The sequence below is a fragment of the Citrobacter sp. Cc139 genome, assembly GCF_030334645.1.
In the GTDB taxonomy this organism is placed as follows: Bacteria; Pseudomonadota; Gammaproteobacteria; order Enterobacterales; family Enterobacteriaceae; genus Citrobacter; species Citrobacter werkmanii.
This window is the reverse complement of sequence record NZ_JAOWDM010000069.1, coordinates 356,946-381,958: the sequence shown is the minus strand read 5'-3', so window position 1 is coordinate 381,958 and position 25,013 is coordinate 356,946. Positions and strand designations below refer to the sequence as shown.

Annotated in this window: 24 protein-coding genes; 13 read left to right on the top strand and 11 right to left on the bottom strand. The window is 52.3% G+C overall.

Annotated elements, in window-relative coordinates; translation table 11 throughout:
- Window positions 1-138: 138 nt before the first annotated feature.
- Window positions 139-972 carry an EamA family transporter gene (locus OGV69_RS06480; protein ID WP_069323661.1) on the bottom strand — a complete coding sequence of 278 codons (834 nt, stop codon included), beginning with the start codon at window positions 970-972 and terminating at the stop codon, window positions 139-141.
- A gap of 122 nt (window positions 973-1,094) precedes the next feature.
- Entirely contained in the window at window positions 1,095-1,184 is a 90-nt protein-coding gene (gene tisB / locus OGV69_RS06475) for a type I toxin-antitoxin system toxin TisB (protein ID WP_003023909.1), read from the bottom strand.
- A 522-nt stretch (window positions 1,185-1,706) separates the two neighbouring features.
- Between tisB and ivbL the strand changes: the two genes are divergently transcribed.
- From ivbL to ilvN, 3 genes are all read left to right on the top strand, one after another.
- Window positions 1,707-1,805, top strand: coding sequence for an ilvB operon leader peptide IvbL (gene ivbL / locus OGV69_RS06470; protein WP_003827118.1), 99 nt, complete (start codon window positions 1,707-1,709; stop codon window positions 1,803-1,805).
- 107 nt (window positions 1,806-1,912) lie between these two features.
- Complete coding sequence (gene ilvB / locus OGV69_RS06465) at window positions 1,913-3,601, top strand: acetolactate synthase large subunit (protein ID WP_069323662.1); 1,689 nt, start codon at window positions 1,913-1,915, stop codon at window positions 3,599-3,601.
- Window positions 3,602-3,604: 3 nt separating this feature from the next.
- Entirely contained in the window at window positions 3,605-3,895 is a 291-nt protein-coding gene (ilvN, locus tag OGV69_RS06460; RefSeq protein ID WP_038635677.1) for an acetolactate synthase small subunit, read from the top strand.
- Window position 3,896: 1 nt separating this feature from the next.
- On the opposite strand, the gene OGV69_RS06455 is transcribed toward ilvN, so the two are convergent.
- Window positions 3,897-4,682 (bottom strand): DeoR family transcriptional regulator, encoded by a 786-nt coding sequence (locus OGV69_RS06455; RefSeq protein ID WP_069323663.1) that lies wholly within the window; start codon window positions 4,680-4,682, stop codon window positions 3,897-3,899.
- Window positions 4,683-5,006: 324 nt separating this feature from the next.
- On the opposite strand from OGV69_RS06455, the gene rbsK reads away from it, so the two are divergent.
- The 7 genes from rbsK (at window position 5,007) to uhpT (ending at window position 13,404) form a co-directional block, all read left to right on the top strand.
- Window positions 5,007-5,927, top strand: coding sequence for a ribokinase (gene rbsK / locus OGV69_RS06450; RefSeq protein WP_069323664.1), 921 nt, complete (start codon window positions 5,007-5,009; stop codon window positions 5,925-5,927).
- Window positions 5,928-5,954: 27 nt separating this feature from the next.
- Window positions 5,955-7,271 carry an L-fucose:H+ symporter permease gene (fucP, locus tag OGV69_RS06445; protein ID WP_038635670.1) on the top strand — a complete coding sequence of 439 codons (1,317 nt, stop codon included), beginning with the start codon at window positions 5,955-5,957 and terminating at the stop codon, window positions 7,269-7,271.
- Between the two features lie 11 nt (window positions 7,272-7,282).
- Complete coding sequence (locus OGV69_RS06440) at window positions 7,283-8,296, top strand: aldose 1-epimerase family protein (RefSeq protein WP_069323665.1); 1,014 nt, start codon at window positions 7,283-7,285, stop codon at window positions 8,294-8,296.
- A gap of 145 nt (window positions 8,297-8,441) precedes the next feature.
- Complete coding sequence (uhpA, locus tag OGV69_RS06435; RefSeq protein WP_038635664.1) at window positions 8,442-9,035, top strand: response regulator transcription factor UhpA; 594 nt, start codon at window positions 8,442-8,444, stop codon at window positions 9,033-9,035.
- Entirely contained in the window at window positions 9,032-10,534 is a 1,503-nt protein-coding gene (gene uhpB, locus OGV69_RS06430) for a signal transduction histidine-protein kinase/phosphatase UhpB (RefSeq protein WP_038635661.1), read from the top strand. Before uhpA ends, uhpB begins: the two co-directional genes overlap by 4 nt.
- Window positions 10,535-10,543: 9 nt before the next feature.
- On the top strand, window positions 10,544-11,872 hold the full coding sequence (locus OGV69_RS06425) for an MFS transporter (RefSeq protein WP_042311488.1): 1,329 nt from the start codon (window positions 10,544-10,546) through the stop codon (window positions 11,870-11,872).
- A 140-nt stretch (window positions 11,873-12,012) separates the two neighbouring features.
- Entirely contained in the window at window positions 12,013-13,404 is a 1,392-nt protein-coding gene (gene uhpT, locus OGV69_RS06420; RefSeq protein WP_069323667.1) for a hexose-6-phosphate:phosphate antiporter UhpT, read from the top strand.
- A gap of 47 nt (window positions 13,405-13,451) precedes the next feature.
- On the opposite strand, the gene OGV69_RS06415 is transcribed toward uhpT, so the two are convergent.
- From OGV69_RS06415 to OGV69_RS06395, 5 genes are all read right to left on the bottom strand, one after another.
- Entirely contained in the window at window positions 13,452-14,072 is a 621-nt protein-coding gene (locus OGV69_RS06415) for a 2-dehydro-3-deoxy-6-phosphogalactonate aldolase (protein WP_038635651.1), read from the bottom strand.
- Window positions 14,065-14,961 (bottom strand): 2-dehydro-3-deoxygalactonokinase, encoded by an 897-nt coding sequence (locus OGV69_RS06410; protein WP_069323668.1) that lies wholly within the window; start codon window positions 14,959-14,961, stop codon window positions 14,065-14,067. The genes OGV69_RS06415 and OGV69_RS06410 overlap by 8 nt, the downstream gene beginning before the upstream one ends.
- A 53-nt stretch (window positions 14,962-15,014) precedes the next feature.
- Window positions 15,015-16,325: an MFS transporter gene (locus OGV69_RS06405; RefSeq protein WP_051594496.1), complete on the bottom strand. Its 1,311-nt coding sequence runs from the start codon at window positions 16,323-16,325 to the stop codon at window positions 15,015-15,017.
- A gap of 63 nt (window positions 16,326-16,388) precedes the next feature.
- Window positions 16,389-17,906, bottom strand: a complete 1,518-nt coding sequence (locus OGV69_RS06400; protein WP_069323669.1) for a UxaA family hydrolase — start codon at window positions 17,904-17,906, stop codon at window positions 16,389-16,391.
- 21 nt (window positions 17,907-17,927) lie between these two features.
- Window positions 17,928-18,827 (bottom strand): dihydrodipicolinate synthase family protein, encoded by a 900-nt coding sequence (locus tag OGV69_RS06395; RefSeq protein ID WP_038635641.1) that lies wholly within the window; start codon window positions 18,825-18,827, stop codon window positions 17,928-17,930.
- A gap of 245 nt (window positions 18,828-19,072) precedes the next feature.
- On the opposite strand from OGV69_RS06395, the gene OGV69_RS06390 reads away from it, so the two are divergent.
- From OGV69_RS06390 to nepI, 3 genes are all read left to right on the top strand, one after another.
- Window positions 19,073-19,828 (top strand): IclR family transcriptional regulator, encoded by a 756-nt coding sequence (locus tag OGV69_RS06390; RefSeq protein ID WP_038635638.1) that lies wholly within the window; start codon window positions 19,073-19,075, stop codon window positions 19,826-19,828.
- Window positions 19,829-19,847: 19 nt separating this feature from the next.
- A complete protein-coding gene (locus OGV69_RS06385; RefSeq protein WP_069323670.1) occupies window positions 19,848-20,300 on the top strand; it encodes a DUF1198 family protein in 453 nt (150 codons plus the stop codon).
- A gap of 170 nt (window positions 20,301-20,470) precedes the next feature.
- Window positions 20,471-21,664, top strand: coding sequence for a purine ribonucleoside efflux pump NepI (nepI, locus tag OGV69_RS06380; RefSeq protein ID WP_069323671.1), 1,194 nt, complete (start codon window positions 20,471-20,473; stop codon window positions 21,662-21,664).
- Window positions 21,665-21,712: 48 nt separating this feature from the next.
- On the opposite strand, the gene OGV69_RS06375 is transcribed toward nepI, so the two are convergent.
- From OGV69_RS06375 to gmuD, 3 genes are all read right to left on the bottom strand, one after another.
- A complete protein-coding gene (locus tag OGV69_RS06375; RefSeq protein WP_038635629.1) occupies window positions 21,713-23,092 on the bottom strand; it encodes a carbohydrate porin in 1,380 nt (459 codons plus the stop codon).
- 206 nt (window positions 23,093-23,298) lie between these two features.
- Window positions 23,299-23,601 (bottom strand): PTS lactose/cellobiose transporter subunit IIA, encoded by a 303-nt coding sequence (locus OGV69_RS06370; RefSeq protein WP_008786514.1) that lies wholly within the window; start codon window positions 23,599-23,601, stop codon window positions 23,299-23,301.
- 12 nt (window positions 23,602-23,613) lie between these two features.
- Window positions 23,614-24,996 (bottom strand): 6-phospho-beta-glucosidase GmuD, encoded by a 1,383-nt coding sequence (gene gmuD / locus OGV69_RS06365; protein WP_069323672.1) that lies wholly within the window; start codon window positions 24,994-24,996, stop codon window positions 23,614-23,616.
- Window positions 24,997-25,013 lie beyond the last annotated feature (17 nt).

The window sequence follows — 25,013 nt, the reverse complement described above, 5'->3', positions numbered from 1 at the left end:
CTTAAATGCGCGTGGAATCTACCACAACAGAAAAAGAAGGCCAGATAGTAGGCTGGAATGTTTAAGCGATGAACGGCAGGAAATGTAAACAAAAAACGGCAACAAATGTTGCCGGATTGCATCAGGTCGACCAACAGATCATGACAAGCGTAGCAAAACCGCGCCTATGGCAATACCTGCGGCTGCGACAAGACGTATCCCTGCGACCTTCTCTTTCAGTAGCAGCCAGGCGAGCAGCGCGCCAAACAGGATGGAAGTTTCACGCAGCGCAGCGACCACCGCCAACGGCGCCTGGGTCATGGCCCACAGCGCCAGTCCGTAGGAACCCATCGTGCCAATCCCGCCAAGAATACCTTTTTTCCACTGCTGTACCAGATAGCGTGACGCTTCCCGGCGTCTGGCGATCATCGCCCATGTGAGCAGGCAAGAACCGTTCAGAAAGAAGGTCCACAGCGTATAACCCAACGCGGTTTCTGATAAGCGTACCCCGGTGCCGTCGACCAGCGTGTAACCGGCAATAAAACAGGCGTTAATGAGCGCCAGAACGATCCCGCGTTGCGAGCTGCTGCGTCCGTTAAATGCCATGCCGAGAATAGCCAGGCAGATGGTGGCAATCCCCACCCAGGCAAGCATAGAGAGACTATCGCCAAGAAACAGGACGCTGATAATCGCAACCAGCAACGGTGCGGTGCCGCGCATTAAAGGATAGGTCTGACTCATATCCGAAACCTGATAGGTTTTGGCGACAAGAACCGTGTACACCACTTGTAAGGCCGTTGAGACAGCCAAAAACGGCAGGCTGGCGGCAGAAGGCTGAGGCACAAAGGGTAAGCAGATCAATGCCATAATCGCAGCCGAGCCGCTGACGCCGATCGCCGAGTACAGTTTATCGTTTCCAGCCTTAACAATGGCATTCCAGCTGGCATGCAGCAACGCGGCGAACAGCAAAATGCAGAAAACAGAAAGCGTCATGGCGGAATTCTTCCCTGAGAATGTCATAAAAACGTAACATATTGACGCGTGACAAGCACCTGGGAAAGGTGAAAGGGGAGCGGAGTGTTACCCGCTCCCCTTAGGTGCGACTTGAATCTGAATTACTTAACGTATTTCAGAACGGCATCAAGTAGTTGCAGTGCTGCAACAATGAGTTTGAGGATAAGAATAGCGATATCCACGAGGCTCATACGCTCTCCTTTTGGTACAAGGAGCACGGTGCTGGCGTACCTCGCCGCTGCCTGTTGCCAGCACCTTTGTTGACATAACACAGTGTGCTCACACGGGGGTTAAGGCGCTGACGGCACCACCCGTTTCAGCCAGGACTTTGATGCGCCGGTTTACGATGCGGCCCCCGCATAACACATTGCGTACCGAAATATTATAGATAAATACTGTATAAATTAACAGTATTTTATGGACGAGACGTCAACATTAGGCCATACTCAACATCATCAAAATTCGTGCCGAAATTGCGTGTTCTTCGCAGAACGCGTATACTTTTCTCGTTGACATAACACAGTGTGCTCGGCGGCTACCAACCGCACAACGCTGAAAAGAACCTCGCTCCGGCGGGGTTTTTTGTTTTTCATCATCACATAGCGAAATGTGATCTTTGACGCATTTTTGTGCAGATGAAAATTTTTCCATTGTCACGCTGAAAAACCTGTGTTTGTATAAATCCAGTTAATCAACAAACAGACAGGTCCCTAATGAACCCTTCCATGCTGACTGCGACCCTACTAAAAACTGCGCCATCTCGCGCAGCGGTCGTCGTGCGTGTGGTGGTGGTCGTCGGCAATGCGCCGTAGGGTCCGGATCAACACACGATTCCAAAACCCCGCCGGCGCAAACCGGGCGGGGTTTTTCGTTTAAGAGACCTGCCCGGAGCAACGGCCCAGAATAAAAGGACTGGAGCATGGCAAGTTCGGGCATAACATCCAAGCGTACGCGTTTTACGGGCGCAGAATTCATCGTTCATTTCCTGGAACGTCAGGGAATCCAGGTAGTCACCGGTATCCCTGGCGGATCGATCCTTCCCGTCTATGACGCGTTAAGCCAAAGCACGAAAATCCGTCATATCCTGGCGCGCCACGAGCAGGGTGCGGGGTTTATCGCGCAAGGCATGGCGCGAACCGATGGTAAACCCGCCGTGTGTATGGCTTGTAGCGGGCCGGGCGCCACCAACCTGGTTACCGCGATTGCCGATGCTCGTCTGGATTCCATCCCGCTGGTGTGTATCACCGGGCAGGTTCCGGCCTCGATGATCGGTACCGACGCCTTCCAGGAAGTCGACACCTACGGTATTTCTATCCCCATCACCAAACACAACTATCTGGTCCGCCATATCAATGAATTACCGCAGGTCATGAGCGATGCGTTCCGCATTGCGCAGTCCGGACGTCCAGGCCCGGTGTGGATAGACATTCCTAAGGATATTCAAACCGCCGTATTTGAAATTGAAGAGATGCCTGAACCCGCGCAGAAAATGGCGGCGCCGGCGTTCAGTCAGGACAGCATTCGCGATGCCGCGGCCATGATTAATGCCGCACAGCGTCCGGTGCTGTACCTCGGCGGCGGCGTGATTAACGCGCCCGCACGCGTGCGTGAACTGGCCGAAAAAGCCATGCTGCCTACCACCATGACCTTGATGGCGCTGGGCATGCTGCCAAAGGCGCATCCGCTGTCGTTAGGCATGCTGGGTATGCACGGCGCGCGCAGCACCAACTTTATTCTGCAAGAAGCGGACTTACTGATTGTTCTGGGCGCACGTTTTGATGACCGGGCGATTGGTAAAACCGAACAGTTCTGCCCGAACGCCAAAATCATCCACGTGGATATCGATCGTGCGGAGCTGGGTAAAATCAAACAGCCGCATGTCGCGATTCAGGCGGATGTCGATGAGGTTCTGGCGCAACTGATCCCATTGGTTGCAGCCCAGCCGCGAGAGGCATGGCATCAGATGGTGGCCGATTTACAACGTGAGTTTCCTTGCGCTATTCCGCAGGAAAGCGACCCGCTCAGTCACTATGGGCTGATCAACGCTGTGGCGGCTTGCGTGGATGACAGCGCCATTATCACCACCGACGTCGGCCAGCATCAGATGTGGGCGGCACAGGCTTATCCGCTGAACCGTCCGCGCCAGTGGCTGACCTCTGGTGGTCTGGGCACCATGGGATTTGGTCTGCCGGCGGCCATTGGCGCGGCGCTGGCGAACCCGGATAAAAAAGTCCTGTGCTTCTCTGGCGACGGTAGCCTGATGATGAATATTCAGGAAATGGCGACGGCCAGCGAAAATCAGCTGGATATTAAAATCATTCTGATGAATAACGAAGCGCTGGGTCTGGTATATCAGCAGCAGAGCCTGTTCTATAAGCAGGGTGTTTTTGCCGCGACCTATCCGGGGATGATTAACTTTATGCAGATCGCAGCCGGATTTGGTCTGGAAACTTGTGATTTAAATAACGAAGCGGATCCACAGGCAGCGTTGCAGGAAATGATTAATCGTCCTGGACCTGCGCTGATCCACGTGCGTATCGACGCGGAAGAAAAAGTGTACCCGATGGTGCCGCCGGGCGCGGCAAACACTGAAATGGTGGGGGAATAAGCCATGCAACAGCAGACTCATGACAACGTAATCCTGGAACTCACCGTACGCAACCATCCGGGCGTAATGACCCACGTCTGTGGGCTGTTTGCCCGACGCGCGTTCAACGTGGAAGGTATTCTTTGCCTACCGATCCAGGACAGCGATAAGAGCCGTATCTGGCTACTGGTCAACGACGATCAGCGTCTGGAACAGATGATAAGCCAGATCGACAAACTGGAAGATGTGGTGAAAGTCGCCCGCAACCAGTCAGACCCGTCGATGTTTAATAAAATCTCCGTCTTCTTCGAGTGAGTTAGTCGCCGTCTGAATCCGGGGTAATCACTTTGACAGAGCCGTTCCGGCAGTGGGTTGCGTAATCTGCCGGTAACGGACGGTCGCTTATCAGTACGTCAAAGGTGGAGAGTGGACCAATGCTGGCGGGGGCGACCTCATCGAACAGGGCGTGGCGCGTCAGCAGAATTTTACGTAATCCGCGTTCCATCGCTTTGCGTTTTGTGGCCAGATCGTCCGGATTGAACCAGCTAACGCCGAAATGCTCATGGATTCCGCTGGCGGAGATAAAGACTTTCCGTGGGTTGAGTGCATCCAGCGGGGAGGGATTGCTGGTGTCGTAAAAGGCGTCACTTTTCGCCCGGTAGGTTCCCCCGCAAAGAATTGCTGTGGCGTTGGGTTTTTCATTTAGCGCTACAAACACCCGATGCGAGTAGCAAATCCCGGTAAAGGAAATATCGTCCGGGATCATGCTGACCACCAACGGCATTTCCGCACCATTATCAAAAAAGACCAGATCATTTTCACTCACCAGTCCCGCTGCCAGAATGGCAATCGGTAAATCGTCGCGGTGATACTGCTTTTGCGCGGGGAGTGGCGCGTTAACGATGGTAGCAGGTTTGTTCACCATCACAATGTAACCACCGAGCAGCGTGAGGGGTAACGGCTCGTCATCCTGACTGAGATCCCGACGAATAGTCATCACGGAAACTTCCAGCATTCGTGCCGCCTCTTTCAGATGGATTCGGTCGGTCTTCTTCAACAATTCCATCAGACGTCGAATACGTTCTTTCTGCTTGGTTTCCATGTGCTTCTCCACGAATCATATTTCCATGTTCCTTCAGTAACATTTTTGTGTTTCTGAGAACATGACATTGCCGCATTACTATACGTCTGACTATTCGGAAATAAAAGCGTGTTTTTTCACGTTTTATTGATTATATCCAGTTAACTTTCAGTCAATTGTAAGCAACTTCATCATTTTTAGTGTGATCGGATAGCAACATTTAGCGTAATAAATAAACAATAAAATGATCTTCCAATCGCGATCCTAGTCACAAATGATACAAAAGTAACATGATAATGTTATTTTAATATCATTGTTGTGTGATTGTTTCTGAGAGGTAGTAAAATGGATATCGCGGTTATTGGCTCCAACATGGTGGATCTCATCACCTACATCAACCAGATGCCCAAAGAAGGGGAAACGCTGGAAGCGCCGGCGTTCAAAATTGGCTGCGGGGGTAAAGGCGCAAATCAGGCCGTTGCGGCCGCTAAGCTCAATTCCAAAGTGCTGATGCTGACAAAAGTCGGTGATGATATTTTTGCGGATAACACTATTCGCAATCTCGAATCCTGGGGAATTAATACCACCTATGTCGAAAAGGTACCCTGCACCAGCAGCGGTGTCGCACCGATCTTTGTTAATGCCAACTCCAGCAACAGCATTCTGATTATTAAAGGAGCGAACAAATTTCTCTCCCCGGAAGATATCGATCGTGCGGCGGAAGATCTGAAAAAATGTCAGCTTATTATCCTGCAACTGGAAGTGCAGCTGGAAACTGTTTATCACGCGATTGAATTCGGCAAAAAGCACGGTATTGAAGTGTTACTAAATCCCGCCCCTGCATTACGGGAATTAGATATGTCTTATGCCTGTAAATGTGATTTTTTCGTGCCGAATGAAACCGAGCTGGAAATATTAACCGGTATGTCAGTAGATACCTATGACCATATTCGCGCAGCAGCACGTTCTCTGGTTGATAAAGGTCTGAACAATATTATCGTCACCATGGGTGAGAAAGGTGCGCTGTGGATGACGCGTGACCAGGAAGTCCATGTTCCGGCGTTTAAAGTGAATGCTGTCGATACCAGTGGCGCAGGCGACGCTTTCATCGGTTGTTTTGCTCACTATTACGTTCAAAGCGGTGATGTGGAAGCCGCCATGAAAAAAGCCGCTCTCTTCGCTGCTTTCAGCGTTACCGGGAAAGGCACTCAATCATCTTATCCAAGCATCGAACAATTTAATGAGTTTCTTACCTTAAACGAATAATACTCCTGCACTATAAAAGGTAGCACTATGAACGATAAAAACATCATTCAGATGCCTGACGGCTATTTGAATAAGACCCCTCTGTTCCAGTTTATTTTGTTATCCTGTTTATTCCCGTTATGGGGATGCGCAGCCGCATTAAATGATATTCTGATTACGCAATTCAAAAGTGTATTTTCACTCAGTAACTTTGCCTCGGCATTAGTTCAGAGTGCCTTTTATGGCGGCTATTTTTTAATTGCGATCCCGGCATCTCTGGTGATTAAAAAAACCAGTTATAAAATCGCCATCTTAATGGGGCTGACCCTTTATATCGTTGGGTGTACGCTCTTTTTCCCGGCATCGCACATGGCCACCTACACCATGTTCCTTGCGGCGATTTTCGCGATTGCGATTGGCCTGAGTTTCCTGGAAACGGCAGCCAACACCTACAGCTCAATGATAGGCCCAAAAGCCTATGCGACCTTACGCCTGAACATCAGCCAGACCTTTTATCCTATTGGCGCAGCGGCTGGTATTCTGCTGGGTAAATATCTGGTCTTCTCTGAAGGCGAAAGCCTGGAAAAACAGATGGCCGGGATGAACGCCGAGCAGATCCATAACTTTAAAGTGATGATGCTGGAAAATACTCTTGAGCCATACAAGTACATGATTATGGTGCTGGTTGTGGTGATGGTGTTATTCCTGCTGACCCGCTTCCCGACCTGTAAAGTCGCGCAAACCACGAGTCGTAAACGCCCGTCAGCGATGGATACACTGCGTTATCTGGCCAGCAATGCCCGTTTCCGTCGCGGAATTGTGGCGCAATTTCTTTATGTGGGGATGCAGGTCGCGGTGTGGTCATTCACCATCCGTCTGGCCCTGGAATTAGGTGATATCAACGAGCGCGACGCCTCAACCTTCATGGTCTATAGCTTCGCCTGCTTCTTTATCGGCAAGTTTATCGCCAACATTTTGATGACACGCTTCAATCCGGAAAAAGTGCTGATTCTCTATTCCATCATTGGTGCCCTGTTCCTCATCTATGTTGCACTGGCGCCAAGTTTCAGCGCTGTGTATGTCGCAGTGCTGGTAAGTGTCCTGTTTGGACCCTGCTGGGCGACAATCTATGCCGGTACGCTTGATACCGTGGATAACGAACATACCGAAATGGCAGGTGCCGTCATTGTTATGGCGATTGTCGGCGCGGCGGTGGTTCCGGCGATTCAAGGCTATGTGGCTGATATGTTCCATTCATTGCAACTTTCGTTCCTGGTTTCCATGCTCTGCTTCGTGTACGTCGGTATCTACTTCTGGCGTGAAAGCAAAGTGCGCAACAACCTGGCTGAAGCGACAGTTTCCTGAGGAGAGCGATCATGACAACACGTATAACGCTGTGGCGAGAACTCTTTGCAGAGCATCCGCGAATCTTACTAAAGAATAGCGACTTCACGGTTACCGCATTTCGTTACGCCAGCGGAGTGGAAGGGCTGAAGGTAGAAAACAGTCGTGGACATCTGGTTATTCTGCCCTGGATGGGGCAAATGATCTGGGATGCTCAGTTTGATGGCCATGACCTGACCATGCGTAACATGTTCAGTCAGCCGAAACCGGCGGCGGAAGTGGTGGCGACCTACGGCTGTTTTGCCTTCCACTCAGGTCTGTTGGCTAATGGTTGCCCATCGCCAGAAGATTCACATCCTTTGCACGGTGAAATGGCTTGTGCCGCGATGGATGAAGCCTGGCTGGATCTGGAGGGTGAGAATTTGCACGTGGGTGGACGCTATGAGTATGTGATGGGGTTCGGTCATCATTATCAGGCGCATCCTGCGGTGGTAATGCACAAAGCGAGCGCGCTGTTTGATATTCAGATGGCGGTTACCAACCTCGCCTCAGTGGCAATGCCGTTGCAGTACATGTGCCATATGAACTATGCCTACGTACCGGAAGCCTCCTTCAGCCAGAATATTCCGGATGAGGCCATGAAGCTGCGTGAGTCGATACCCGCGCATGTTAAGCCGACTGAGCAATGGCTGGCGTTTAATCAGCGGATTGTGCAGGGCGAGGCTTCTCTGGCGCGGCTCAATGAACCCCATTTTTACGATCCAGAAATTGTCTTCTTTGCTGACCAACTGGACAGGTACACAGATAAGCCGGAATTTAGCATGATAGCACCAGATGGCACCACGTTCGTTACACGCTTCTCCAGCGCGGAGCTGAATTATGTGACGCGATGGATCCTGTATAACGGCGATCAACAGGTTGCGGCATTCGCCTTGCCTGCAACCTGTCGACCCGAAGGATTCCTGGCGGCACAACGCAATGGCACCTTGATTGAAATAGAACCGCAGCACACCCGGACATTTACCGTCACGACAGGCATAGCCTGATCGCTCAAGGCTTGAACACCAAAGCGCTTATCGTTAAGGTAAGCGTTTTTGCCGGATGGCGGCATAAATGCCTTATCCGGCCTACCTGCCCGTAGGCCTGATAAGCGCAGCGCCATCAGGCGTTTCCCGGCCCCAGGACAAGCCCATGATCACCATCGCCCTTATCGACGACCACACTATCGTCCGCTCCGGCTTTGCCCAACTGCTGGGGCTGGAAGCTGATTTGCAGGTTGTGGCGGAATTTGGCTCCGGGCGCGAGGCGCTGGCCGGTTTACCGGGGCGCGGCGTGCAGGTGTGTATTTGCGATATCTCGATGCCCGATATCTCGGGCCTGGAGCTACTCAGCCAACTGCCAAAAGGGATGGCGATCATCATGCTCTCCGTCCACGATAGCCCGGCACTGGTCGAGCAGGCGCTCAACGCAGGCGCGCGTGGCTTTCTTTCAAAACGCTGTAGCCCGGATGAACTGATTGCGGCGGTGCATACCGTGGCGACCGGCGGTTGCTATTTGACGCCGGACATCGCCGTCAAGCTGGCGGCCGGGCGTCAGGATCCGTTGACCAAACGTGAGCGTCAAGTGGCGGAGAAGCTGGCGCAGGGGATGGCGGTGAAAGAGATTGCCGCCGAGCTGGGGCTGTCGCCGAAAACGGTGCACGTTCATCGCGCCAACCTGATGGAAAAGCTGAACGTCAGCAACGATGTTGAACTGGCGCGCCGGATGTTTGACGGCTGGCAATGAACGCACTTTTCTCCCGGTTGATTACCGTTGTCGCCTGTTTCTTTATTTTTTCCGCCGCGTGGTTTTGCCTGTGGAGCATCAGCCTGCATCTGGTCGAACGTCCGGAGCTGGCGGTACTGCTGTTTCCGTTTGGCCTGCGTCTGGGATTAATGCTGCAATGTCCACGCGGTTACTGGCCGGTGCTGCTGGGCGCGGAATGGCTGTTGATGTACTGGCTGGCGCAGGAGGTGGCGCTGGCCCATTTGCTACTTTTGATGATCGGAAGCGCCCTCACGCTACTCCCGGTGATGCTGATTTCGCGATACCGCCATCAACGCGACTGGCGCACGTTGCTGTTGCAGGGCGCAGCGCTGACGGCGGCGGCGCTGCTGCAATCGCTGCCGTGGTTGGGGCAGGGGGAGGAAGCGTGGAATGCGCTGTTACTGACCCTGACCGGCGGATTAACGCTGGCGCCGATCTGCCTGGTGTTCTGGCACTACCTCACCAGCACCACCTGGCTGCCGCTCGGCCCGGCGCTGGTGTCACAGCCGGTGAACTGGCGCGGGCGACATCTGGTCTGGTACCTGCTGCTGTTCACCGTCAGCTTGTGGCTACAGCTCGGTTTGCCCGCCGAACTTTCGCGCTTTACGCCGTTTTGTCTCGCTTTACCGATTATTGCGCTCGCCTGGCATTACGGCTGGCAAGGCGCGCTGATTGCGACGTTGATGAACGCCATCGCGCTGATTGCCAGCCAGACCTGGCACGATCACCCGGTCGATTTACTGCTCTCGCTGCTGGTGCAAAGCCTGACCGGGCTACTGCTCGGCGCGGGTATTCAGCGGCTGCGTGAGCTTAACCAGTCGCTGCAAAACGAGCTGGCGCGTAATCATCGGCTGGCGGAACGTCTGCTGGAGACCGAAGAGAGCGTGCGCCGCGACGTGGCGCGCGAGCTGCACGACGATATCGGCCAGACCATCACCGCCATTCGTACGCAGGCGGGTATCGTACAGCGCCTGGCCCCCGAGAACGCGGGCGTTAAGCAAAGCGGGGCGCATATCGAGCAGTTGTCTCTGGGCGTGTACGATTCGGTGCGCCGCCTGCTGGGTCGCCTGCGACCGCGCCAGCTTGACGATCTCACGCTGGAACAGGCCATCCGTTCATTGATGCGCGAAATGGAGCTGGAAAGTCGCGGTATCGTCAGCCACCTTGACTGGCGAATTGATGAGTCATTGCTGAGCGAAAGCCAGCGCGTGACGCTGTTTCGCGTTTGTCAGGAAGGGCTGAACAACATTGTGAAGCATGCCAACGCCAGCGCGGTGACTCTCCAGGGCTGGCAGCAGGATGAGCGGTTGATGCTGGTGATGGAAGATGACGGCAGCGGCCTGCCGCCGGGGTCGAACCAGCAGGGTTTCGGCCTCACCGGGATGCGCGAGCGGGTGACGGCGCTCGGCGGTTCACTCACGATTTCCTGTATGCACGGCACGCGCGTCAGCGTGTCGCTGCCCCAGCGCTACGCCTAAGGAACGGCCATGTTTCAGTTTTTAAAAGCTCCGGCCAGCGCGCCGCTTATCACCGACAAGCAGGAAGTGGACGCCCGCTACCGTTACTGGCGGCGGCATATCCTGCTGACTATCTGGCTCGGCTACGCGCTGTTTTATTTCACGCGCAAAAGCTTTAACGCCGCGGTGCCGGAAATTATCACCAGCGGCGTGCTGACCCGCAGCGATATTGGCCTGCTGGCGACGCTGTTTTACATCACCTACGGGCTGTCGAAATTTGTCTCCGGCATTGTTAGCGATCGCTCCAACGCCCGCTATTTTATGGGCATTGGGCTTATCGCTACCGGCGTGGTTAACATCCTGTTCGGCTTCTCAACCTCGGTCTGGGCCTTTGCCGTACTGTGGGCGCTGAACGCCTTCTTCCAGGGCTGGGGCGCGCCGGTGTGCGCCCGACTGCTCACCGCGTGGTATTCGCGCAATGAGCGCGGCGGCTGGTGGGCAATCTGGAACACCGCGCACAACGTCGGCGGCGCGCTGATTCCGATCGTCATGGCGGCGGCAGCGCTGCATTACGGCTGGCGCGCCGGGATGATGATTGCCGGTACGCTGGCGATCGTGGTGGGCGTTTTTCTTTGCTGGCGGCTGCGCGACAGGCCGCAGGCGATTGGTCTGCCGCCGATTGGCGACTGGCGGCACGATGAGCTGGAAATCGCCCAGCAGCAGGAGGGCGCGGGGTTAACTCGTAAAGAGATCCTCACCAAATATGTGTTGCTCAATCCATATATCTGGCTGTTGTCGCTGTGCTATGTGCTGGTGTACGTGGTACGCGCGGCGATCAACGACTGGGGCAATCTGTATATGTCGGAGACGCTCGGCGTCGATTTGGTCACCGCCAACACCGCCGTCACCATGTTTGAACTGGGCGGGTTTATCGGCGCGCTGGTTGCAGGTTGGGGCTCGGACAAGCTATTCAACGGCAATCGTGGGCCGATGAACCTGATTTTCGCCGCCGGAATTTTGCTCTCCGTGGGCTCGCTGTGGTTGATGCCATTTGCCAGCTACGTGATGCAGGCGGCGTGCTTCTTCACCACCGGCTTCTTCGTCTTTGGCCCGCAGATGTTGATTGGCATGGCGGCGGCGGAGTGCTCGCACAAAGAGGCGGCGGGTGCGGCGACCGGCTTTGTCGGCCTGTTTGCTTATCTGGGGGCCTCGCTCTCTGGCTGGCCGTTGGCGAAAGTGATGGAGGTCTGGCACTGGAGCGGATTCTTTGTGGTGATCGCCATCGCGGCCGGCATCTCAGCACTGCTGTTGCTGCCGTTCTTAAACGCCCAGGCACCGCGCGATCTCAACGAAGCGTGATGCACCTCACCTTTTTGCCCCGAGTTAGGCAAAACTAAGAAATATTCCCGGTTTCACCTGGACGCTGTCTCAGGCGTGTCTCCCGGCTGATTTTTACAATGCCTGCCATTCGCAGGTAAAAATCAGCTCGGGAGTGTCAAATGCTGGCCTTTCTCAACCAGGTGCGCAAGCCGACCCTGGATCTGCCGCTCGATGCGCGGCGCAAAATGTGGTTCAAACCGTTCATGCAGTCCTATCTGGTGGTCTTTATCGGCTACCTGACCATGTACTTGATCCGCAAAAACTTCAACATCGCGCAAAACGACATGATCTCCACCTACGGGCTGAGCATGACGCAGTTGGGGATGATTGGCCTCGGCTTCTCCATCACCTATGGCGTGGGTAAAACCGTGGTTTCCTACTACGCGGACGGCAAAAATACCAAGCAGTTCCTGCCGTTTATGCTGATCCTCTCCGCCATCTGTATGCTTGGCTTCAGCGCCAGCATGGGCGCGGGGTCAACCAGCCTGTTCCTGATGATTGCCTTCTACGCGCTGAGCGGTTTCTTCCAGAGCACCGGCGGCTCGTGCAGCTATTCCACCATCACCAAGTGGACGCCACGCCGTAAGCGCGGTTCCTACCTCGGCATGTGGAATATCTCCCACAACCTCGGCGGTGCGGGTGCGGCGGGTGTCGCGCTGTTCGGCGCGAATTACCTGTTCGATGGCCACGTCATCGGTATGTTTATCTTCCCGTCGATTATTGCCCTGATTGTCGGTTTTATCGGCCTGCGCTACGGCAGCGACTCCCCGGAATCTTATGGCCTCGGTAAAGCCGAAGAGTTGTTCGGCGAGGAGATCAGCGAAGAGGACAAAGAGACCGAAGAAAACGAGATGACCAAATGGCAGATCTTTGTTGAGTACGTGCTGAAAAACAAAGTGATCTGGCTGCTGTGCTTCTCCAACATCTTCCTGTACGTGGTGCGTATCGGTATCGACCAGTGGTCCACCGTCTACGCCTTCCAGGAGCTAAAACTCTCCAAAGAGGTGGCAATTCAGGGCTTTACCCTGTTCGAAGTGGGCGCGCTGGTCGGCACGCTGCTGTGGGGCTGGCTCTCCGATCTCGCTAACGGTCGTCGTGCGCTGGTGGCCTGCGTGGCGCTGGCACTCATCATCGCGACGCTGGGTGTTTACCAGCACGCCAGCAACCAGTACGTCTATCTGGCTTCGCTGTTTGCGCTCGGCTTCCTGGTGTTTGGCCCGCAGTTGTTAATCGGCGTGGCCGCCGTCGGATTTGTGCCGAAAAAAGCGATCGGCGCGGCCGACGGGATTAAAGGCACCTTCGCCTACCTGATTGGCGACAGCTTCGCCAAGCTGGGGCTCGGGATGATTGCCGACGGCACGCCGATTTTCGGTCTCACCGGCTGGGCGGGCACCTTTGCCGCGCTGGATACCGCCGCCATCGGCTGTATCTGCCTGATGGCCATCGTGGCCGTGTTTGAAGAACGTAAAATTCGCCGTGAGAAAAAGATTCAACAATTGAAAGTTGCTTGAGTTAAGTGTGCATTGGTAACTTTTGCCCGCCTTAATGGCGGGCTTTTTTATGCCTGAGACTGACAGAAAGTATTGTAAGCCTCGATAAATGCCTTCGCATTTGCGGCTGTTTGGTGGATAGATTGTCCGGCACGATACAGATCGCTGCCTAAGCCGGCACCGAAACAACCTGCCTTCAGGTAATGGGACAAATTGTCTGGCCTAATTCCGCCAACGGCATACAAAGGGACTTGAGGAGGCAAAACGGCTTTTAATGCCCGGATGTAATTCGGTCCCAGTTCCCCCGCAGGGAAAATTTTCAATCCGTCCGCGCCATGCCGGAATGCAACAAATGCTTCGCTGACTGTTTGGCAGCCGATACAGGTGGTCATTTTGGCCGCTCGCGCAGTATCAATTACTTCCGGATCGGTGTTGGGCGTAAGGATAAATGCACATCCCAGCGAAGAGAGTGTGCTGACATCACTGACATTAGTGACCGTTCCGGCACCGATTTTTACTGTATGACCATAATGTTCCACGGCAAGAGCAATACTACGTTGCCAGTCTGGCGAATTCAGCGGTATTTCTATTGTGCTGAATCCGGCTGTGATAAGTGCATCAATATGGGCCAGCACTTCATCGGGCTTCACCCCACGTAAAATAGCGACCAAAGGGTTACGACTATTCATTTAAAAGTCTCCTGATGCCATTAATAAATGCTTTTTCACCGTTACACAGCCGACAGCGATAACCGAAATGATGAAACAGGCTTTGATAGCGGCTGAGCAAATCGTCATTGCCCACCAGAATGACTTCTTCTTCAGTGTTAATGGCATAGTGCTGTAGCATTTGTGCTATTTCATGGCCAATCAATAACCCTGACAGAGATTCGTAAAGCGTATCGGGTAACAACGCATGGGTGAGTATTCTGGCTCTCAGATCAAATAGGCTGCGGGATAAACATGTTTCCTGCCAGCCGCGTTCGGCTCCTGCTAAAAAAGCCTGTTCGTTCTTGTTTTGTTCCTCGGCGTTTTTCCCAACGATGGAGTAGTGTGAAAGTAAGTGGAAAAACTCGCCGGTCATGACGGTTTGAAAATTGCAGACGTTACTCTCTTGTACCTGCACCCATTTGCTGTGTGTTCCCGGGAATACGTACCAGTTCCCATCAGCTAAGGCGCCAAATAGCTGAGTTTCCTCTCCACGCATAACGTTGTAGTTTTCCGGCCCGGCAATTTGCAGGCCAGGAACGATGAAAGTGGGAAAAGGGCCCGCATCTTCAACCTTTGTTAGATGCTGTGATAATGCACTTAACGGGGTTGGACAGCGTAAATAGTGGCTATCTACCCACCCGATATTACTGCCCACCATTCCGCTCATTATGACGGTTGTATCTGTGTTTAATGGCCGCGGACACAAACTGAGCAGTGTTAACCAGGTGTCTTTGAATACACCTGGTTGATGTTTGAGTACCCCATTCTGACTGACGTGTTGCCAGACACATTGATTCTGTTGATAGACCCAAATGCGCAGGTTGCTTGAGCCCCAGTCTACGGCAATGAAATTCTCTGAATTGAACATACATCGTTCCTGATGTTGAAAGATGGCCCGTAAACGGGCCAGATTCAGGCGGATTACTCGTCGGTAATGACCATTTTTTTATCAAAGTTGATCAGCAGCGAGCAGATGAGATAACCCACAGCAGCCAGCGCAAAGAACATCATCGCTGCGTAATAGTTCCCCGTGGATTGCACCAGGAAACCGATAAAAATAGGCAGGATGGCTGCAAACAAATTACTGGTGAAGTTCATGGTTCCGCAAATGGTGCCTGCAACTGATTGTGCGCCCAGTAGTCCGGGTATTGACCAGTAAACGCTGGCCCATCGCAGGGGAAAAAGGGCAATAGTGAGCAAGGTAATTGCGACGGCTGGCGTCGAGCTTTGTGCGCAAAGGAAAATACCAACACCAGCGGTGGTAGCCGAAATCGCCAACATCGTATGCATAACGCGGCTTGTTTTTGCTCCTTTGCTGCGCCATTTATCCATAATGTAGCCGCCAGTCAGTTGGCCGACAAAACACAGCAGGAAGATCAGCGCCATTGCTCCGCCCATCGATTTGATATCAAAACCGTAGGTGGCCTGGAAATAGAGCGGTAGCCATGTCATCAGGCCATAGAACACGAAGCTATAGCAGACCCAGCCACAGATAAGTGCAATCACATTACGTTGTTTCAGGTAAGGTTTGATATCGGCCAGACGGTATTTCTTGCTACTGGTTTCAGCACCGTTTGCCGCAACAATATGGTCTAGTTCAGCTTTATTGATGCTGGGGTGTTCTGATGGATAAGTGCGGATGTACCACCAGGCCAGTAAACCGACAATCATGGTTCCCACACCAGCCACCACGAATGCCATACGCCATGAGTCGAAAAAGGCAATAAGTCCGGCGATGATCACCGCACCCAGTGCCGTACCCAATGGCGCGCCGCCATCAAGTAGCATCGAACCACGTCCGCGTTCGGTTGGCGTTAACCATGTGCCCATTAACTTCGCGCCGGCGGGCATGATTGGAGATTCAGTGACGCCTAACCCCAGACGAGAAAGTGAAAGGGTGAAAATGGAGTGACACAGAGCCGCAACGGCTTGAAATGCTCCCCATAAGATAGTGGCCAGCGCAATGATATGTCTGGCTTTGAATTTATCAGCAATGACCCCACTGGGGATTTGCATTAACGCATAAGCCCAGAAAAAGGCACTATGAATAACACCAACAACGCGAGTATCGGTAATACCAAATTCATCTGTAATATAAGGCATGGCAATAGAAAGAGAGGTGCGGTCAATATAGTTAATAGCACCTAATAAAAGCATAATAATAAATATACGCCACCTTACTGTTGTTGCCTTTAATTTTTCTTCTTCAGTATTTACGTTAACAATAGACATAAGGGCTCCTTGCCATACTCATAATGAGTATGGCGGTACGAGGTATTATTATCTTGTGGAGTGTTACATTATGGAGCCAACAGTCCAGGGGACGAATTCTTGACTGCCATAGCCAAATTCCTCACTCTTCGTTTTTTTACCTGATGCCATCTCAAGGATCATCTGGTAGATACGTTCACCGACTTCTGCAATGGATTCTTCCCCCTCGACAATGGTTCCGCAATTAATATCCATATCCTCCTGTTGGCGTTGCCAAAGCGCATTATTGGTGGCCAGCTTCAAGCTTGGGGTTGGCTTGGAACCAAAGGCAGAACCTCGGCCTGTGGTGAAACACAGAAGATTTGCTCCTCCGGCGATTTGCCCCGTGACGGCAATAGGGTCATATCCAGGGGTATCCATAAAGACAAAACCCTTCGCGGTTACCGGTTCAGCATACTCATACACTTCTGTCAGATTGGTTGTACCCGCTTTAGCAATACCACCAAGTGATTTTTCCAGAATTGTCGTCAGTCCGCCGACTTTGTTACCCGCCGAGGGGTTATTGTTCATTTCACTTCCGGTGCGGCGACAATACTCTTCCCACCAGTGAATGCGGGCAATGAGTTTTTCACCTATCTCGCGAGAAATAGCGCGGCGGGTAAGAAGATGTTCGGCACCATAAATTTCGGAGGTTTCAGATAAAATCGCTGTTCCGCCTTGTTGCACCAGTTTATCTACCGCATAGCCCAGAGCTGGATTGGCTGAGATCCCGGAATAGCTGTCGGAACCGCCACATTCGAGCGCGAGTATGATTTCTGATGCAGGGATAGGTTGACGTGTTACCTGGTTAGCAACGGGCAACATTTGGTTAACCAGGGAAATTCCTTTCTCAATGGCGTGACGTGTACCGCCCACATCCTGAATGGTATAACTGTGCATCATTGGGCCATCGGCTAGTCCATGGGCATTCATCATGTCTTGAATTTGACTGGATTCGCATCCCAGTCCAACGATGATTACTCCGGCAAAGTTGGCATGGGTGGCATAACCGGCCATCGTACGTCTCATGACGTCCATTGATTCACTTTTAGAGCCAATAGCACAGCCAAAACTTTGTGGTAATGACACCACGCCATCAACATTCGGGTAATCTGCAAGACCCTGCAGACGGAAGTGATCCTCAATAGCTCTTACGACCGTGGCACTACAGTTTACGGAGCTTAAAATACCGATGTAATTACGTGTAGCTGCACGGCCATCGGCGCGGCGGATACCCATAAAGGTATCCTGTTGAGGGGCTGGAGAAGGTGAATGGCAATCTTCACCCCAGGCATAGTCGCGTTCAAAGTCACCCATTCCCAAATTATGCATGTGGATGTGTTCGCCAGGCTTAATGGGCTGAGTTGCGAAGCCAATAATTTGCCCATAACGTCTGACCGCATCGCCAACCTTCAGTACATGCAGGGCGATTTTATGCCCTGCGGGAATATCACTGAGTACAGTAATGTGCTCTTCTTCAAGCCGGGTGCCTGCGGGGACAGCCTGCCTTGCGATAACCACATCATCTTTGGGATTCAATTTTAATACAGGGTTGATGTTCATTATCTTTGCTCTCATGCTGGTTTATACCGTAATACGGGATAAAATATTTTTAACCTGTTCTCTTTTTTCTTCATTTAACGGTAATGCTGGCGGGACAACTGCAGTTGATATATCCACGCCACTTAATTTAATGGCGGTCTTGATAACGGCAAAGAAAGGTTGTTCTAAGGCATATAAAGGTGATAATCCGGCAAGTTGTTGTTGAAGTGCTTTGGCGGTAGCGAGATCGTTCTGCTGAATCGCCTGATAAATTCCGCGTGTAATATGAGGCGCAAAGTTAAATGTTGCCGGAATGCCGCCATGTCCACCGAGTAATAATGTATCAAGTAAATATTCGTCATAGCCGCTAAAAATGATAAAATCTGGGCGGAAACTATGAACCTGATTGATAACTTCCCTGGTGTGGCTAATGTTATCAATTGTATCTTTAATGCCAACGATATTTGGTACTTCGCGGGCAAGGCGAGTGATGACATTTATACCAATATCCTGGCCAGTTAGTTCTGGAAAATTATATAAGAAGACGGGAATGCTTAGCGCTTCAGCAATTCGTTTGTAATGCGTAAAGCGGGCCTCATCGCTGAGTTTTGCATAATAAGGATTGACTACCAGTACTCCTTTTGCGCCCGCGTTTTCAGCATGCCTTCCAAGTTGGATAGTTTCCGCTGTGCTGGCGCAGGCGATACCAATAAGAACAGGAACTCTACCGGCAACATGCTGCAGGCTAAACTCTGCAATTTGCTTTCTTTGTTCGGACGAGAAATGGGAAAATTCGCCGCCACTGCCCAGAATTAGCATTCCGTCGGCACCATTGCTAATCACATGGTCAATCATTACTGCCATTCCAGCGCGATCCAATTCCCCGCTTTCGTCAACGATAGTCGGTACTGGCGGGAAGATGCCCTTAAAAATGTTCAACATTGCCACTCCTTTAGTTCTATATATGGAACTCATGTTCTGTATATTGAAGTTAGTACAGCAAATATCCAAATCGTTCGTCAACGTTTTTTGCAGAACAAATGAACAACTGTGAGATGGATCGGGTTTGTGGGTATAAAATTTAGGTAATAGAGCCCAGTTTGCGTATGTGCAAAAAAGCCGCATTCCTGAGAAAAGTGATTGCGGTATACTGTGCAGAGTCTATGAATAAAAAAGATTAATAGCGCATGAACCAAGACATTACGACCTCTGTTCCCGCATTGGATAAGACAGTAAAAATCTGTAATTATCTTTTTAACTCCCCAGGAGCGACCTTCAGTCAGATTCAGCAGGATCTGGCATTACCAAAAAGCAGCACGTCTTCCCTGCTAAATGCACTGGTTGCGCATCATCTTTTGCGCCTGGAAAAGGGACGTTTCTTTTTGGGCTTGAAGCTGTACGAATGGGGAAATCGTTCGTTGGAACAATTTGATATTCGTAATGCGGCACTTCCTGTTTTGGAAAAACTGCGTCAGCAAACGGACCTGACCTGTCACTTAGGTATATTGGATGAAGTCGCGCCAATTTATCTTATGAAGCTGGAGAATACCCAGCCGATTGGCATTCGGACCTGGGTCGGTAAAAAATTACCGATGCACAGCTCCGGTGTGGGCAAAGCGCTTTGTGCCTGGCTGCCGCAAGATAAAATTGATGAGCTGTTGCCTGATGAAGTGTTGCCACGGTATACCGAAACCACCATTACCAGCAAAAAAGCATTAATGAAGGAATTTGCCAGAATCCGCGAGCAAGGCTGGGTCTTTGATAACGCCGAAGACTCCCCTGGCATCTATTGCATTGCCGCACCGGTTTTTAACCGTAATAAAGACGTGATTGCGGCAATAAGTATCAGCGGCGTTGAACTACAAATGCCAAAAAATTGTATTCCACAATATTCGCAGTGGGTGCGCGAAGCCTGTCAGTCACTCTCGGAAAAATTAGTTTAAGCGGGCGGTATCGTCATTAATGATTTGGATAATGCTGGCCACGTTGGTGGTTGTTTTTGTAGTGGGTTTCCGGGTGCTGACGTCCGGATCACGACGGGCCATTCGCCGTCTGAGTGAGCGACTGAGTATTGATGTAGTACCAGTAGAATCGATGATTGACCAGATGGGAAAAGTACAGGGGGAGGCGTTTTTACAGTACCTGCACCGCCCTGATGAATCGCATCTGCAAAATGCCGCCCAGGTATTGTTAATCTGGCAAATCGTCATTGTCGACGGCAGCGAGCAGAACCTGCTGCAGTGGCACCGCCTGCTACAAAAATCTCGCCTGGCCGCCCCGATCACCGACGCGCAGGTGCGCCTGGCGCTCGGGTTTCTATGTGAAATGGAGCCGGATATGCAGGAGCTTAACGCGTTCCAGATGCGCTATAACGCTTTTTTCCAACCTGAAGATGGCGTGCACTGGCTGCACTGATAGTGATGCCTGATGGCGCTACGCTTATCAGGCCGACAAAAGAGCTCAGCCGTAGGCCGGATAAGGCGACGCCGCCATCCGGCGGTGAGAGTTGTCAAAACGTTAAATACGTCACACTTTTAATGTTACAATGCGTAACTTTTCTACAATAACCCCACGCAGGTAACAAAATGAGTGACGCTGTTGAACAAAAATCCCGCGCTGAGGTAAATACCCGGCCAAACTGGTCGGCGGTATTCGCCGTGGCGTTCTGTGTTGCCTGCCTGATAACCGTTGAGTTTCTGCCCGTTAGCCTGCTGACGCCAATGGCGCAGGATCTGGGTATTTCGGAAGGCGTTGCCGGACAATCAGTGACCGTGACGGCGTTTGTCGCCATGTTCGCCAGCCTGTTTGTGACGCAAATTATCCAGGCGACCGATCGTCGCTATGTGGTGATCCTGTTTTCGGTTCTGCTGACGCTTTCCTGCCTGCTGGTTTCATTTGCTAACTCTTTTACGCTCCTGCTGATCGGTCGTGCCTGTCTGGGGCTGGCGCTCGGCGGGTTCTGGGCGATGTCAGCGTCGCTGACCATGCGTCTGGTTCCCGCGCGTACGGTACCGAAAGCGCTGTCGGTGATATTTGGCGCGGTATCCATCGCGCTGGTGATTGCCGCGCCGTTGGGGAGCTTTTTGGGCGGCATCATCGGCTGGCGCAACGTGTTTAACGCGGCGGCGGTAATGGGTGTGCTGTGCACCATCTGGGTGGTGAGAGCGCTGCCTTCGCTGCCGGGCGAACCTGCGCATCACAAGCAAAATATGTTCAGCCTGCTGCAGCGCCCCGGAGTAATGGCCGGGATGATTGCCATCTTCATGTCCTTCGCCGGGCAGTTCGCCTTCTTTACCTATATTCGCCCTGTCTATATGAATCTGGCGGGCTTTGATGTTGATGGCCTGACGCTGGTGCTGTTGAGTTTTGGTATCGCCAGCTTTGTCGGGACGTCGTTCTCTTCGGTGATTCTGAAGCGCTCGGTCAAACTGGCCCTGGCCGGTGCGCCATTGGTGCTGGCGCTCAGCGCGCTGGTCCTGATTCTGTGGGGTAGCGATAAAGTGGTGGCCGCGGGCATTGCGATAATCTGGGGGCTGGCGTTTGCGCTGGTACCGGTTGGTTGGTCGACGTGGATCACCCGCTCGCTTGCCGATCAGGCAGAAAAAGCTGGATCGGTCCAGGTCGCCGTGATCCAGCTTGCCAATACCTGCGGGGCTGCGGTGGGAGGCTATGCACTCGATAACCTCGGACTGCTGTCGCCCCTGATGCTCTCGGGCAGCCTGATGCTGCTGACAGCGCTTCTGGTGGCAGCGAAAGTTCGCATAAAAAATATGCAATAATCTCAGCCGGATAAGCGCAGCGCCATCCGGCAATTCACGACTCACTAATCAGAACCACGCTTCCCACATTGCGCCAAGGTTGAAGTCGTCCAGCGTTTCGTCTGACGTACCGTTGACGCGCGCAGTACGGTCGTTGTCCACCTTGCCGCCGGTGACGTAGAAGCGCAGCATCGGGCGGAACTCCGGTCCCATCGCAATTGACATGTTCTGCGACAAGGTCAGCTTCCAGCCGTGGTTATCCCCGCCGTTGTCGTAATCAACACGCTGATAGCCCGCTTCCAGCCAGGTGGAATGAACATCGTTCCAGAAGTACATTGGACGTACAATCGCGCCGTAGTTCTTACGGTTATCGCTCTTATCGGCGCTGTTGTCGTAATCATGGAACGCTAACAGATATTCTACCTGCGCCTGACGGGTAAACTTATGGCTTCCCTCGAAGCTGGCATAAACCGTGGTCAGATCGTCAGTTTTGTTATAGACGCTGTTGTCGGAATTATCAGAATAACGGGCAATCACTTTGTTCACGCCGCTGTCGTTGGTGTGGCTCAGCACGAATGCGCCCTGCCAGGCTTTCAGGCGGTCATCGCTCTCGACGGCTTTAGAGTCAAAACCGTAGTTGGCGTAGATCTCCAGATCCAGCGGGCCGACCTTCATGTTGTGAATTTTCGACGTCACGGCGTAGTTGCCCTTATCGCCGGTGCCGGAACCGCCGGTACAGGTAATGCGTGACGGGTTGGCTTCGTCCTCCATCACTTCCGGGCTGCACGATTCAACCGCGGCGACGGTCGCGACGTCAAACTGTACGCCGCCGATGTCGAAGTTCTTCACCCCGGCACCCTGGCCGTCGTGGTTCATCCAGAAGTAGTCGTTGATCCCCTGTTGTGGACGCTGGTGGAAATCGCGACCTGCCCAGATATAGGCGTTAGGATTGGATTCCAGCACGTTGGTTACGCCCGCATAGGCTTTTTTGAGGTTAACTTCATCGCCCCAATGGTCGATCATCACGTTGATGTCCCAGATTGCGCCGTTGTCGCTTTTGAACGCTTTGGAGAGCTGGAACTCGCCGCCATTGCCTTCGTTGCCGAGACGACCAATGGCGGATGCGCCGTTGTAGGACCCATCGACGCCAACGTATTTCTGATCGCCACTCTGGAAGTGCGCGCCGTAACGCGCATAGCCGCTGAATTTCACACCGAACGGAATAGCCATATCCGGTGATTGCGCCGCGCTTTGCGGTTCGTTAATGACATCGGTTTTTTTCGCGACGGCGGCGTCCATTTTTGCCTGGCGTTCAGCCAGTGCTTTATCGACAGCTTTGGCGACGATGGCGTCGATTTGTTCCTGCGTAAATTCCTGTGCGGAGGCAAAACCTGGGCACAGCGCGGCCACGACCGCCAGAGTGACTGGAAGCTTATTTATCATATTCATGGTTATCTCATCGACACTTTACCCTTCAGATTGCGCGCAGGCTTCTGAATAAGCGTGTGTATTCATTTATTTTAAGATAATAACCATCCCGTCTCGGTTGAATGTGCTATCACCAAAATAAGTTGATTTTTCTGTTTTATTTATGGGTACAGAACTATGTTATTTAATCGTAATGTTTTCTCCGTTGTTGAATGGTTAATTAACAATTAACGCTGATACAGATGAATAATTTCTTCCGACAGTTCGCGGGCTAATAGCGATGTCATTAAGTGGTCCTGCGCATGCACCATAATTAATGTCATAGGTTGCCGGGCTTCCCCGGCATCCTGTTCAATCAATTTGGTTTGCATGTGATGAGCCTGACGCGCATAGCCGTCAGCCTCACGAAGCAGGCTTTTCGCCTCGTCAATATTCCCGGCGCGTGCCGCATGCAGCGCTTCGAAGCACAGGCTACGGGACTGCCCGGCATTGACGATAATTTCCATTACTGCTTCTTCTAATGCAATCATGATCTTTTATTCTCAGTCGAAACCATTGTTTTCGGCGGTATGGGCAAACCATTTGCCGCTCTTTTTTACCGTACGTTTTTGCGTAGCTAAATCTAACTGAACAAAACCGTAACGGTTTTTATAGCCATTGAGCCATGACCAATTATCAATAAAGGTCCACATATGGTAGCCAAGACAATTACAGCCTTCGCTTATGCCTTTATGTAGCCATTTAAGATGTTCAGATACAAACTCAATACGATAGCTATCGTTTATTTGATCTTGCTGAATAAATCGTTGCTCATTTTCAACGCCCATACCGTTTTCTGAAATAAAACAGCGCGGATTACCGTAATTATCACGAAGGTTGGTAATAATATCGTAAATACCCGGCTCATAGATTTCCCAGCCGCGGTAAGGGTTCATTTTACGTCCCGGCATTTCGTAATAATCAAACAGCCACTCCGGCATAAACGGCGCGTTCGGATTGACTGCCGTATCACGGCATTTCACACGACGTGGCTGATAATAGTTAATCCCCAGCAGGTCGATTTTGCCGTCGGCGATCAACTGCGCATCGCCTGGCTGGCAGGCCGGAAGCTGATCGTACTCTTTCAGCAATGCCACCAGATCCGCCGGATATTCCCCTTTCAGTACCGGGTCGAGGAAGCTGCGGTTAAACAGCAGATCCGCATGGTGCGCGGCTTTCACATCTGCCGGATGCTGCGATCGCGGATAAGAAGGCGTTAAATTTAGCACTACGCCGATTTCGCCGTCATAGTGGCCGGCGCGATACGCTCGCACCGCCGTAGAATGCGCCAGCACGGTGTGGTACGCCACGGTAGCTGCCCGTTTGAAATCCACCACGTTCGGATAATGGAAGTCATACAGATAGCCGCCTTCAACCGGCACAATCGGCTCGTTAAAGGTGAACCAGTGCTTAACGCGGTTGCCGAACAATTTGAAACACGTCTGCGCGTAGCGGCCAAATGCCTCGACCACTTCACGGCTTTCCCAGCCGCCTTTCTCCTGCATCACCATCGGCATGTCGAAGTGGAACAGGGTGATAAATGGCGTGATGCCTTGCGCCAACAGCTCGTCGATGACGTTGTTATAGAAATCGACAGCTTCAGGATTAACCTCACCCGTACCGTCCGGGATCAGGCGCGACCAGCTCAAAGATGTTCGGAAGCTGTTGTGCTTCAACTGCTTGAGCAGCGCGATGTCCTGCTGCCAGTGCTGATAAAAGGTTGAGGTATTCGCCGGGCCAACCCCCTGATGAAAACGGCCTGGCTGACGTTCGAACCACACATCCCATGTGGTCTGGCTTTTGCCGCCGTTCAGGCTATCCCCTTCGGTTTGCAGCGCCGAGCAGGCACTGCCCCACCAGAAGTTTTCAGGAAAACGGTATCTCATTGTTCTGACTCCTTGAT